We start from the raw sequence: 12,623 nt of genomic DNA, 5'->3' as shown, positions 1-12,623 counted from the left end.
AACTAGCCCATATGATGATTTTTATCTCTACAGTGTTTCAATCCAGAGAACATATTATTTAACATTCTAAAATATGTATAGTTTGGAAATAAGTGTTTACGCCTAACAACGAACTGAAATATTAGAAAATATGATATCTTGGGTGAAATTGCATAAAATACAGCACCGCGATCAAATAAAAACTTGTCATCGTAGCCCGTAAACCAAGTAGATTTGGACTCATTTCTTTTTAAGATCTTAGTTGGAAGATAAATCATCTTAAAATAACTGTAACATTTGGCAAGAAATATATTCTCCTCGCCAGACATATACATTCCACTACCTGTACCAAAGTTTTCATTAAAAAAAATGTTTTTATTAACCACATCCCCTCTCTTAAAGGCAATCTGCCAAGATGAGACACCCAACACATTAAGAAAGAAAAATCTTTTTTCTTCTCTAGGGTATGATTTTTCATAATTATCCACATTAAAAATAATAAACTCAAATTGATCATTTTTTTGAAATGCATCTAATATTATTTCATCAAAACCATCATAATAATATAAGTCATCATCAGCTAGTAACACAATATCAGCCTTACTATTTCGTAAAGCCATATTACGACTTTTGCTTAACCCTCTTTCTTTGGAAAAAAAAATTTTAATATTTTGATTGCCTTTTGTAACCTCCCTATAATCATTAATATTGCCTTGCACAACAACAAGTACATCACAAGATATATTTGACATTTTTATCATATCTAAGACTTGTACTACATTTTTATGCATAGTTGATATAAGAAGCTCAAAGGTCATAATAATTCCTACATAAAATAAAACTTAAATGGCTCGGCATTATAAATAAGCCATCCTTGATAAAGTCCATAACTGAAAACAACAAACAAACTAAAAATTAATTTAGCTTTCAATGCATAAAATACCTTCAAATTATAATATCTTGCTATAGCTGGTATTATTACAACCCCACAGATTAAGAAAAAGTAACTAAGCCTCCAAGCCAAAATAACAACATCACTAAAAGCAATTAATAGAAATGAACCAATTATAAATAATTTAAGATAATAAAGTTCAAAGCTACTTAGTGTATTTTTTATTTTTAGCCCAAAATAGGAAACACATAAGCTTACGATAATTCTCGGATCATATAAAGCTAAAGGATAACCAAACTCACCACCTCTATACAGGATTATTGCGTTACTTAAATCACTTTTTCCAATTTTATCTAAAACAAAAATAGCTAAATCTACAGGAGAAATTACAATTAAAAATAAAAATGTTGATAAAGCGAAATAAAAAAGCACATTAACTTGAAAAAGAGTTAAGAATACAAGTATCAAAATCAATGCTGCTGTATGAAAAGAAACAGCCATTAATAATGCAAAAATACTCCATACATACTTCTTTTTAAAAAAAGAAAATATGAATATCAAACCAAAAGCTACTGCTACCGAAGTTCGGCTAGTTTGCATATTAAAGGTATAGAAATACGGTAACCAAAAGAATATAGCTAATATTTTATAACAGGCATATTTTCTAATAAAATAGTAAACAGGCAGTGTACTAAACACTCCCATGACCATTATGATGAACTGTGAAGAAAACCCTAAACTATTGCCTAAAAAAGAAAAGAATCTAAACCCGATTTCTGCAGGCACGCTTTCTAATAATACATCTTGCCATGATACGACTAGATCATAAAAGTCCTTATAATTATCATAATCTGCTAAGCCGAACCCGCCTCCTCTGAAACAAACTAAAATTAACAATATAAAAAAAATAAAATCACTTATGAGTAAATCATATTTACGCTGATATAAGACTGAGCCAAACCCAGAAAAAGTAGATAAGAGTATATATGGAAACATTTATCAAAATTTCCATAATAAATTTAAGTTTAATACATTAAATGATCTGCAAGTAATGTAACTCAAATTTAATAGCAAAAAAAGTTTAAAAACAAAGAGCATGTTCATTTCAACTCAAAAAATTTTATTAATTTTATAATTAAAGCTTTTACTCCGTTATATTTCAACTCTTCCCATCCCAAAAATAATAAATTTATCTTATTTCCTAAAGTCACTCCAAAAATATCTCGTAATTTTTTAACTCTATCTGTAGCTATCCGCTGCCTATCAGTAAACCACGAAGCATTAAAATGATGTATAGAATAAGTGTTATGAGAAAAATTTTTCTCCCCATAAAATCCTATAGGCGAAAAATAGTCACTAGGGAAAAAAGTCATATCCGCAACAATCTGCTTCTGGTTATTTTGTTGTAAACCGTACTCGACTAGTACTTTAGTATCACGTTGCGGACAAGGTAAGGTATCAAATTCGCCATTTGGCTTAATAAATGGTGAGTTTTCATAATTTTCGCGTAGTGCTGTCACTAAAGGATGAAAAGGAGTAGCCCCAAAGCCAAGTCCTGTTGCGATTAAGTTTACACCTCCTAATTCAAAACCCATAAACCCGTTTAAAATAAGCAAATCATCAAGTGGTTTCAATAGTTCTACATCTATATCTAAATAAATACCACCATGCTCTTCCACTATTTTCAAACGAAAGTAATCCGAAACAAACGCCCATTTTTTCGCTTCATAGGCTTGCTGTACAAACTGATTAACTGTTATATCACAATTAGTTTCATCCCAACGGATAATTTCATAGTTAGGACAAAATCTTTGCCAACTTTCCATGCATTTTGTAGCGATAGCAGGCAAAGGATTACCACTAAACCAACAGTAATGTATTTTTTTAGGGATCATAGTTTCTATTCTGTATACCAATTTTTAATTTTAACAAAAAAATATTTCCCGTAGACTAAGAACTCTCTCTTAAAAATTACTAGAGGGTTTTCCATTATGTATTCTAACAAAAGCTTTAAGGATAAAGCTTTATTTTGCTGCCCTGTCCAAATTATATAAGTCCATCTTAGCTTACTATATGCTTTATCATATAAACTATGATCTTTATAAAAACTTAAGGTTTTCATATTGTTTTCATAAATAAACTTTGAGTTTTTAGTGGTATTACTTGAGTGTATCCTGTAGTTTGCAAACGTATCTGATAGGCAATACACAGTCCCTTTCTCTGCCATTTTCAACCACATATACCAGTCTTCAACTTGTATATCAGGATCATACCCGCCAACCTCATCTAGAACAGATCTTCGTATTAATTGTGTCGGTGCGTAGAACTGACATTCGTTCAAAAATATTTTATCAAAAAAATACTCCTGCTGTTTTAATTTTGCCAATATTTTAATATTATTATTTTCATCAATATAATTCGCGCTTCCAAAAACTGCCGTAGTTTTTGGATTTTCTTCCATATACTTAGTTTGTATATCAATTTTGTTTTTTAAAACTATATCGTCAGATGCTAAAGCAGAGAAATACTTCCCTTCGCACCATTCTAAAGCCTCATTTAAAGTTGCGCTTAAACCTTTATTCGGTCTACATCGAAATTCAAACCGAATAAACCTTTCTTGGCAAGCAGGAATCATTTCTTTTATCTTTTCTACCGAGCCATCTTTTGAACCATCATCAATAATAATCAACTCGATATTTCGGTAAGTTTGATCGATTATACTTTGAATACTATCTTGTACAAAGCATTCATGATTATAACAAGGAATAACAACAGAAACTAACGGAAAACTAATCATAGAATAAAATCCTTCATTATCATCAATATTAGAAACTTAATTTTACTTTTTAAACTCAAACCACTAAACAAACTATTTTTCCAAATATATTTAGTTGCATCACTAATTGCAGATTTCCAATTTTGGATATTATTTATTGAATTACGATTAAAAAATAAAAATTTTCCAGACTCCCATGCATATACAAGAATAAGTGCAGGACTTACCTCAATTTTATATTTTGATACAAGTATTTCGTAAAGAATAATTGAGTTAAAAATTTTCTTATATAATTCTTCATTAATTCTCTTAGTGGTAGACTGTAGATTATTATTATAAAAATATATACCATCTGAAACTTTTATGAGACGCGAATAATAGAATGCTAAACGTGTTATCACTTCATCATTATTTATATAGTTTTTGGTATTCTTTTCTTCATAATCTATATATGCACACATTAAAATATCTTTTCGATATATTCCTAACCCATGTACGCCCCACCTTTCCAAGGAGTTCTTTAGTGCATCGCGACCACAAAAAAATGATTTACTCGTATAATAAATAAAATCATTTAGAACTACCTCTCCATTAATTTCACTTTTATACTTCAAGTTGAAAAGAACTATGTCCACTTCTGTATTGAAATTAGTCATGGCTTCGTTGATAGCATCTTTAGAAAGCTCATCATCACAATCCAGTATTGCAATAAAATTTCCTGATGCGTGCATCACACCGTTCTTTCTAGCGCTAGCAGCCCCCTGATTTTCCTGATTTATTAGTTTAATTTTTAGATCTGGATATTTAGCGGCAATATGAATAATTATATTCTCAGAGTTATCCGTAGAACCATCATTTACAAAAATAGCCTCTATAGCTTTATAAGTTTGACTTTGAATAACCTCAAAACATTTCTCAATATTTTTCTCTTCATTATACACAGGAATAATGATAGAACATAATTGATTCACATTAATACTCCATACTCTTAAGTTTAATGTTTGAAAATAAACCGCATACTACCCAGTACATCAAACAATTTATAAAAAATGCAATTGCAATACCTTCAAAGCCAAAATATAAAATCGATAAGTAAGTTATTGGAAGTATACTTAGAGCAAACACTGTTTCTGTAATAACAAACAACCCCGTCATCGCTTTACTTAACATCATAAAGCTAATAATCCAACTTGCAATTTTAGTCACATCACCAACTAACTGCCATGTTAACAATTCAAGCATTGGCATAAATTCATCTGTAAACAAAAGCTTAACAACTATTTCTTTAAAAATATAAATGAGAATAGACGATATAATCGCAACAGGTAAAATAACCTGATAACCTAAAAACACTTCCTTTTTAACCTCTTCATATTTTTTTAGTTCAGACAGTCTAGGTAGGTAATACACACCGAGGATCGTAGATGCAAATAACAAGTAACCATTACTTAATCTTGTCATTGCATCCCAATACCCTGCATAAACTAAACCAAAATGCTCAATAACCATGTTTCTAAGCAATATTTGTGCAATATTGCCAAAAAAAACACTTACAAAAGCCATTAATGCAAATGCTGCTAACTTCTTAGCTATGTTCTTCTCGACTTTCCCAAAAAAACTTTTTAGATTAAACCACTCTAACTTAGAGCATAAAAACATCGTTACTAAAAAAGCGAGTGATTGATAAATTGACAGTGCGATCAATGCACCATATAACTGATAATAAACCGCTAGGAGGCTTGTGATAATAAGTGAAAAGATACTCCCAGCAATATTAGCTACCACCATCTTTTTTACTTCTTTTACGCCATTCAGAATTGCCAAAAAGAAAGAGTTGAACGTAAAAAATACTAGAAAAATTGCAAACCAAACTAATACTTTAGAGTATTCATTAGAATGAAAAATATAAATGGCTATCTGATTTTTAAAAATCAAAATCAATAGCGCTGAAACTGTACTAAAAATTAGGATTAAAGTCCCGGAGGTTCGCCAAACTTCTATTTGCTTCGTTTTTTCTTCATGATATTCAGCTGTGTACTTGACCACTGCTGTATTCACCGCACTCCCAGCAAAAGTCGTGATCACTTGAATAAAGTTTTGGAATTGACCAATAGCAGCATAACCAGCAGGCCCGACGTATACTGCGAGTATTTTATTCAATAAAAACATAGTGGCTGTTTTGATTAAAACAGCCACTCCATTTAGTACACTGGTCTTAAGCAAATTCATTTTTAGACTTTAAAACTATTGCAAAGCTGAATTACTTTTTTTACATCATCCAAGCTCAGAGTTGGTCCCATAGGTAAGCTCATTACCTCATTATGAATCTTCTCCGAAATTGGATAACTCAAATTATTCCATTCTTTATAGGCCTGTTGCTTGTGTGGAGGAACTGGGTAATGGATTAACGTTTGTACGCCATTTTCTGCTAAATATTGCTGTAATGCTTCTCGATTTCTTGAACGAACGACAAATAAATGCCAAACATGTTGGTCATATTGAGACACATCTATATCAGACAAAGGCAAGCTCAATTCAGGGTTTTTAATCCCCTCAAGATACATTTTTGCAATTGTACGACGATGTTTCACTTCTGCATCTAAATGTTTTAATTTGACATCGAGCATTGCTGCTTGGATTTCATCTAATCGACTATTCACACCCACGAATAAATTCTTATATTTCTCGTGTGATCCGTAATTACGCAAAGCCTTTAACGTTTGTGCCAATTCAGCATCATTCGTCGTAATCGCTCCCGCATCTCCTAGTGCTCCTAGGTTTTTTCCCGGATAGAAGCTAAAACCTGAAGCATCTCCCCAGTTTCCTGCTTTTTTCCCTTGTAGTTGCGCACCATGACTTTGCGCTGAGTCTTCTAAAACTAACAAATTGTATTGTTTGGCAATTTGCATAATTTTTGGCATGTCTGCAAGTTGACCATATAAATGGACAGGTAAAATCACTTTGGTTTTAGCCGTTATTGCTTCTTTGATTTTTATAGGATCAATATTGTAGGTAGAAATATTTGGCTCAACTAAAACTGGCGTCAAGTTGTTTGCTGTAATGGCAAGAATGCTAGCAATATACGTATTCGATGGAACAATAACTTCATCTCCATCTTTAAGTTTACCTAACTCTTTCCAAGCACGTAACGTCAAAATAAGTGCATCTAAACCATTTGCAACACCAATTGCAAACTGTGTACCACAATAATCAGCAAAGTTCTTTTCAAAACTTTCTAGCTCTTTACCACCAATATACCAACCTGAATCAATAACACGACTGCATGCTTCTATTAACTCATTACGATATTGCTGATTAATATTTTTTAAATCAAGAAAAGGGATCATTCTATATAACCTTTAATAAATGCTGGATTACCAATGACTATTGCATTTTCTGGCACATCTTTAGTCACAACAGCACCAGCACCTACTAATGCATTTTTACCAATTTTTATTCCGGGCAATATAGTCGCATTTGCACCGATACTTGCACCTTCCGAAATTACTGTTTTAGCGAAAGAGTCAGGATATTGTTTCGATCTTGGTTTTTTATCATTGGTAAATGCAACACATGGGCCAATAAAAACATTATCTTCTAACGTGATTCCATCCCATACATAGACACCTGATTTTATGGTGACATTGTTGCCAATGACGACATCATTTTCAATGAGGGTATGTGCACAAATATTACAATTCTCACCAATCATTGCATTCTGTAAAACGACACTAAATTGCCAAATTTTGGTTTTCTGACCAATTTTTGGGGATTTCACATCTGCCAAAGGATGAATAAACGGCTTATGTGCTTCTTTTAGAAAATCTTGATAATCACGAATGTAATCGTTTTCATCATAATGCTCACTTGCCAATACCAGTAATACACAATCTTCTGAAAAGTCATGCATTTCTCGCCAAGTCAAAGCTTCAATATACAAGCCTTGTGTTGGTGAGTTAAGAGTCACCTCTTCCCTAGCATGACCATTGTCCAAAATAAAACGACAACTCCCTTTGACACATACCGCAACTTGCTTTAAATCGATATGTGCATGATAGCCACGAGACTGATCGGTTGTATCAAAAATATAATACAAACGCCTAATCTCAAAAGGAATAGATTGATTAGACTCTATTGCAACCAACCCTCCTCTTTGATCTCCCAAACTCGGCAAATCAATTAGTTTTATTAAACTCATTTTAATTCATTCACCAATGAAATTAGATATTGACCATAGTCATTTTTACTCATGCTCTGACCAATTTCTAAAACTTGTTCTTTACGCAACCAACTATTATTCAAAGCAATTTCTTCTAGACAAGCCACTTTATAACCTTGACGCTTTTCAATGGTTTCTACAAATTGCGCTGCTTCCAATAAACTTGAATGTGTCCCTGTATCCAACCATGCAAAACCACGTCCAAGTAACTCTACATTTAAATCACCACGTTCTAAATACATCTGGTTAACGGTAGTAATCTCTAACTCTCCACGCTCGGAAGGCTTCACTTGTTTCGCAATTTGAATCACATCATTGTCATAAAAATACAGACCAGTGACTGCAAAGTGAGATTTAGGTTGTTTAGGTTTTTCTTCTAAAGAAATTGCGCGCTTTTGTTCGTCAAACTCAACTACACCAAAACGCTCAGGGTCTTTCACCTGATAGCCAAATACCGTTGCACCTTTTTGACGGGCGACGGCTTGACGTAGCATTGGGGTAAAACCTTGACCATAAAAAATATTGTCGCCAAGCACTAAGCAAACATTACTATCCTCAATAAAGCTTTCACCAATAATAAAAGCCTGTGCCAAGCCGTCTGGGCTAGGTTGGACGGCATATTCAAGCTGAATTCCAAATTGAGCACCATCACCCAATAAACGTTTAAAACCATCTATATCTTCAGGAGTACTAATAATGAGTACTTCACGAATACCAGCAAGCATCAGCACTGAAAGCGGGTAATACACCATTGGTTTGTCATAAATAGGCAATAACTGCTTAGATACACCCTTAGTAATGGGATATAAACGTGTACCTGAACCGCCAGCTAAAATAATACCTTTTGTTGTATTTGACATTATGAATTTACACCTAATCTTTCGCGTTGGTAACTACCATCTTGCACTCGATGACACCAGTCTAAGTTATCTAAATACCACTCTACCGTTTTACGAATTCCAGTTTCAAAAGTTTCTGCAGGTGTCCAACCTAATTCATTTTGAATTTTTGTAGCATCAATCGCATAGCGTAAGTCATGCCCAGGGCGGTCTTTTACAAACGTAATCAGTGATTCATAAGTTTGACCGTTGGCTTGTGGTTTTAACTCATCCAAAATTTTACAAATGGTTTTAACCACTTCTATATTCTGCTTTTCATTATGACCACCAATATTATAGGTTTCACCCACTACACCTTCGGTCACCACTTTATATAAAGCACGTGCATGATCTTCTACGAATAACCAATCACGAATCTGCTGACCATTCCCATATACAGGTAAAGGTTTAGCATCCAGTGCATTTAGAATCACCAAGGGAATCAACTTTTCAGGGAAGTGATATGGACCGTAATTATTCGAGCAATTGGTCACAATTACAGGCAAACCATAAGTTCTGTGCCAAGCACGGACTAAATGATCCGAACTGGCTTTAGAGGCAGAATATGGAGAGCTTGGCGCATATGAAGTCGTTTCAGTAAATAAATCTGTCGTGCCTTCTAAGTCACCATAAACTTCATCAGTTGAAATATGATGAAAACGAAAGTTTTGTTGCGCTTCAGCATTAAGCCCCATCCAATACTTTCGAGCAGCTTCCAATAAAGTATAAGTTCCCACAATATTAGTTTGAATAAATGCTGCAGGACCATCAATTGAGCGGTCTACATGCGACTCTGCAGCTAAATGCATAATTGCATGAGGTTGAAATGCATCTATTGCAGCTGTAATTTGTTCTGTATCACAAATATCAATTTGTTTGAACTCATAGTTCGAGTGTTGATCAATTTCTTTTAACGATTCTAAATTGCCCGCATAAGTCAGTTTATCGATATTTAGAACTTGGTTGTTGGTATTTTGAATAATATGGCGGATGACAGCTGAACCAATAAATCCCGCACCGCCAGTCACTAAAATTTTCATAATTTCCTTTTATTATAAGCGAATATCTACATCTGTATGATTTAAAATATATTTTAAATCGTATAAAACATATTTTTCTTTTGCCACTGCTTTAAATTCATCTATAGACATCTGCTTAAATTGATCATGCGCAACTGCTAAAACAATGGCATCATATTTAGCGTTCGCCAAACTAGAAACAGGGTCTATACCATATTCCTTTGCAGCCTCTAACGGATCCACCCACGGGTCATAAATATCTAAATCTAAATCATATTCTTTTAAAGCTTTGACCATATCTACAATTTTAGTATTGCGAATATCAGGACAGTTTTCTTTAAAACTCAGGCCCATCACTAAAATTTTTGAACCGACCACTTGTATACGCTGCTTCACCATCTCTTTAATCAATTGTGTTGCAACATATTCACCCATACGGTCATTTAAACGGCGTGCCGCTAAAATAATTTCTGGATGCAAGCCTAAAGATTGGGCTTTATGGGTTAAATAATACGGGTCTACCCCAATACAGTGCCCACCAACTAAACCTGGACGGAAAGGTAAAAAATTCCACTTGGTTCCCGCAGCCTGTAAAACCGCTTCAGTATCAATACCCAACTTATTAAAGATCACGGCTAATTCATTAATTAAAGCAATGTTCACATCACGTTGGGTATTTTCAATGACCTTCGCTGCTTCAGCCACTTTTATACTCGGTGCTTTATGTGTACCTGCAGTCACAATCAGTTGATAGACTTCATCAACAAAGTCTGCAACTTCTGAAGTAGAACCCGAAGTCACTTTTAAAATATTGGTCACACGATGCAGCTTATCGCCTGGGTTAATCCGTTCTGGGCTATAGCCTGCAAAAAAATCTTGATTGAATTTTAATCCAGACACTTGTTCCAAAACTGGAATACAGGCTTCTTCGGTAGCACCTGGATATACCGTAGACTCATACACCACCACATCGCCTTTTTTAAGTACTTTTCCAATACTAGTTGAGGCTTTAATGAGCGGAGTTAAATCGGGTTGTTTAAACTCATCAATTGGGGTTGGGACAGTCACAATAAAAAAATTACAGCTGCGTAGGTCATCTAAATTAGCAGAATAAGTCAATTGCGTCGCTTGTTTAAGTTCTTCTGACGACACTTCTAAGGTATGATCTTGTCCGCTTTTTAATTCTTGTATGCGTTTTTGCTGAATATCAAAACCCACCACAGTCAACTGCTTGCCAAATTCAACCGCTAGGGGTAACCCGACATAGCCTAAACCAATAATGGCAATTTTTAGGTCTGAAAGCTGTAGCATTTGAGCGCCTTTAAATTTATATCTGTGTTTTATGAAGAACAAATCTTTCGGCAGGAATACTAGCAGAAATTCACAAAATTACTATTGTGTTTTGTGCTTAAACCACATGAAAAATAGCATAATGTAATTTAATTTTTTCTAGGCATGCACTTTATCAAATAGGTATCATACTTTTTATGTATTGTCTTTCTCAGGAAATTTAACTAGATATGAAAATTTATCATAAATAGCTATGTACCTATTTTATAAGTTCAGTAAAATAGTATTAATTTATTTTAAATTTTTAAATATTAATAACAGGATTTCGCGTGCGACACATTCAACTGACTGTTTTATTGGCATGTGGTATTGCCACCACTGGTTGTGCATTCACCTCTGGCTTACAAACTTATGACTTAGCGCAGCAAGGTGTATTCACTACCGACTTAGGTACAAAAGTTAATGTTATTCCTTTGACTCAAGACAGCATATATGCCTCACAACCTGCGGTGCATAATATTCAACAAGAATATGCTCATCTGTTCAATACAACACAACGCCAGTACCGCTTAAGTTCAGGCGATATTTTATCTATTTATTTATGGGCGTATCCTGAACTCTCTGGCAGTAATTCTGACACGAACAACGGCTATCAAATTGACTCTCAGGGTTATATTCAACTCCCAATTATTGGACGCTACCAAGTAGTTGGGAAATCTTTAAACCAAGTCAATCAAGAGTTACGTAGGCTATTCGCACGTTATTTAAAAAACCCAGATGTGATTGTGCGGGTCTTGTCTTACCAAGGGCAGCGTTACTCCGTGCAAGGGAATATTGAAAAGGGTGGGGTGTATCATCTGTCAGATCAACCCATCAGTATATACGCTGCATTGGGTAATGCGGGAGGCATTAATGCTGCACAGGGGGACAATGCTGCTATTACCCTTATTCGTCAAGGACGAAGCTATACACTGAATAGCATTGAGTTAGAGCGTGCAGGGTATTCGTTACATAATCTTCTGATTCAGGCAAACGATACCATTTATGTCAATGCCAAAGAAAGCCAAAAAGTTTATGTTATGGGTGAAGCTGGAAAAAACCACGCTTTACCCATACGTTCAGAAGGTATGAGTTTAGGTGATGTTTTGGGTGAAAGTCTTGGTATTAACCCCTTCACTGCCAGTCGTAGCAAAATTTATGTTGTGCGTTATCAACCAAATGATCAACTTTCTGAAATTTATAATCTTAACTTGACCAGTATTGCTGACTTCGGCTTAGCTAATCAATTTAAAATGCGCAGCAATGATATCATCTATGTTGATGCGACAGGTTTAGTTCGCTGGCAACGTATTATTAATCAGATTGTACCTTTTTCAAATGCCCTTTATACCTTTGAAAATATGGGACAGTAGAGATCTCTTATGATCTTAGTCTTCTAATTTATATGATGTTATTTACGAATCTTAGTTATGAAATTCTTCTAACTAGATTAATTAACAACATTCTATTTTCTATTAAAGTTGACCTAGTGAGATCTATAAGCCAATAAACTAGAGTTTTACTCAAGATT

Annotated in this window: 12 protein-coding genes; 1 reads left to right on the top strand and 11 read right to left on the bottom strand. The window is 34.1% G+C overall.

Features of this window, described 5'->3' with window-relative positions:
* Window positions 1–2 precede the first annotated feature (2 nt).
* The 11 genes from FTU66_RS09215 to tviB all read right to left on the bottom strand — a co-directional run bounded on the left by FTU66_RS09215 (window position 3) and on the right by tviB (window position 11,074).
* Entirely contained in the window at window positions 3–797 is a 795-nt protein-coding gene (locus FTU66_RS09215; protein WP_180112721.1) for a glycosyltransferase family A protein, read from the bottom strand.
* 8 nt (window positions 798–805) lie between these two features.
* Window positions 806–1,867, bottom strand: coding sequence for an EpsG family protein (locus tag FTU66_RS09210; RefSeq protein WP_180112720.1), 1,062 nt, complete (start codon window positions 1,865–1,867; stop codon window positions 806–808).
* Window positions 1,868–1,971: 104 nt separating this feature from the next.
* A complete protein-coding gene (locus tag FTU66_RS09205) occupies window positions 1,972–2,766 on the bottom strand; it encodes a glycosyltransferase family 32 protein (RefSeq protein ID WP_180112719.1) in 795 nt (264 codons plus the stop codon).
* Window positions 2,767–2,771: 5 nt separating this feature from the next.
* Window positions 2,772–3,668: a glycosyltransferase gene (locus FTU66_RS09200; protein ID WP_180112718.1), complete on the bottom strand. Its 897-nt coding sequence runs from the start codon at window positions 3,666–3,668 to the stop codon at window positions 2,772–2,774.
* A complete protein-coding gene (locus tag FTU66_RS09195; protein WP_180112717.1) occupies window positions 3,665–4,618 on the bottom strand; it encodes a glycosyltransferase family 2 protein in 954 nt (317 codons plus the stop codon). Before FTU66_RS09195 ends, FTU66_RS09200 begins: the two co-directional genes overlap by 4 nt.
* 1 nt (window position 4,619) lies before the next feature.
* The gene (locus tag FTU66_RS09190) at window positions 4,620–5,876 is read right to left on the bottom strand and encodes an O-antigen translocase (protein WP_180112716.1); all 1,257 of its coding nucleotides are present in this window, start codon (window positions 5,874–5,876) and stop codon (window positions 4,620–4,622) included.
* Window positions 5,877–5,878: 2 nt separating this feature from the next.
* Window positions 5,879–6,994 carry a DegT/DnrJ/EryC1/StrS aminotransferase family protein gene (locus tag FTU66_RS09185; protein ID WP_180112715.1) on the bottom strand — a complete coding sequence of 372 codons (1,116 nt, stop codon included), beginning with the start codon at window positions 6,992–6,994 and terminating at the stop codon, window positions 5,879–5,881.
* Complete coding sequence (locus tag FTU66_RS09180) at window positions 6,991–7,845, bottom strand: WxcM-like domain-containing protein (protein ID WP_180112714.1); 855 nt, start codon at window positions 7,843–7,845, stop codon at window positions 6,991–6,993. Before FTU66_RS09180 ends, FTU66_RS09185 begins: the two co-directional genes overlap by 4 nt.
* Window positions 7,842–8,726 (bottom strand): glucose-1-phosphate thymidylyltransferase RfbA, encoded by an 885-nt coding sequence (rfbA, locus tag FTU66_RS09175; protein ID WP_180112713.1) that lies wholly within the window; start codon window positions 8,724–8,726, stop codon window positions 7,842–7,844. Before rfbA ends, FTU66_RS09180 begins: the two co-directional genes overlap by 4 nt.
* Window positions 8,726–9,784: a dTDP-glucose 4,6-dehydratase gene (gene rfbB / locus FTU66_RS09170; protein ID WP_180112712.1), complete on the bottom strand. Its 1,059-nt coding sequence runs from the start codon at window positions 9,782–9,784 to the stop codon at window positions 8,726–8,728. The genes rfbA and rfbB overlap by 1 nt, the downstream gene beginning before the upstream one ends.
* Window positions 9,785–9,796: 12 nt before the next feature.
* Window positions 9,797–11,074 carry a Vi polysaccharide biosynthesis UDP-N-acetylglucosamine C-6 dehydrogenase TviB gene (gene tviB, locus FTU66_RS09165; RefSeq protein WP_180112711.1) on the bottom strand — a complete coding sequence of 426 codons (1,278 nt, stop codon included), beginning with the start codon at window positions 11,072–11,074 and terminating at the stop codon, window positions 9,797–9,799.
* A 308-nt stretch (window positions 11,075–11,382) separates the two neighbouring features.
* On the opposite strand from tviB, the gene FTU66_RS09160 reads away from it, so the two are divergent.
* Entirely contained in the window at window positions 11,383–12,465 is a 1,083-nt protein-coding gene (locus FTU66_RS09160; RefSeq protein ID WP_180112710.1) for a polysaccharide biosynthesis/export family protein, read from the top strand.
* Window positions 12,466–12,623 lie beyond the last annotated feature (158 nt).

Origin of the sequence: Acinetobacter sp. YH12131 (assembly GCF_013418635.1) — a bacterium.
Taxonomy (GTDB): Bacteria; Pseudomonadota; Gammaproteobacteria; order Pseudomonadales; family Moraxellaceae; genus Acinetobacter; species Acinetobacter towneri.
Note: the sequence above shows the minus strand (reverse complement) of the source record. Positions and strands in the feature narration are given on the sequence as shown.

Excerpts from the sequence above, each read along its gene's own strand:
- FTU66_RS09215 (WP_180112721.1), bottom strand. The coding sequence starts at position 797 with ATGACCTTTGAGCTTCTTATATCAACTATGCATAAAAATGTAGTACAA.
- FTU66_RS09210 (WP_180112720.1), bottom strand. The coding sequence starts at position 1,867 with ATGTTTCCATATATACTCTTATCTACTTTTTCTGGGTTTGGCTCAGTC.
- FTU66_RS09205 (WP_180112719.1), bottom strand. The coding sequence starts at position 2,766 with ATGATCCCTAAAAAAATACATTACTGTTGGTTTAGTGGTAATCCTTTG.
- FTU66_RS09200 (WP_180112718.1), bottom strand. The coding sequence starts at position 3,668 with ATGATTAGTTTTCCGTTAGTTTCTGTTGTTATTCCTTGTTATAATCAT.
- FTU66_RS09190 (WP_180112716.1), bottom strand. The coding sequence starts at position 5,876 with ATGAATTTGCTTAAGACCAGTGTACTAAATGGAGTGGCTGTTTTAATC.
- FTU66_RS09185 (WP_180112715.1), bottom strand. The coding sequence starts at position 6,994 with ATGATCCCTTTTCTTGATTTAAAAAATATTAATCAGCAATATCGTAAT.
- FTU66_RS09180 (WP_180112714.1), bottom strand. The coding sequence starts at position 7,845 with ATGAGTTTAATAAAACTAATTGATTTGCCGAGTTTGGGAGATCAAAGA.
- rfbA (WP_180112713.1), bottom strand. The coding sequence starts at position 8,726 with ATGTCAAATACAACAAAAGGTATTATTTTAGCTGGCGGTTCAGGTACA.
- rfbB (WP_180112712.1), bottom strand. The coding sequence starts at position 9,784 with ATGAAAATTTTAGTGACTGGCGGTGCGGGATTTATTGGTTCAGCTGTC.
- tviB (WP_180112711.1), bottom strand. The coding sequence starts at position 11,074 with ATGCTACAGCTTTCAGACCTAAAAATTGCCATTATTGGTTTAGGCTAT.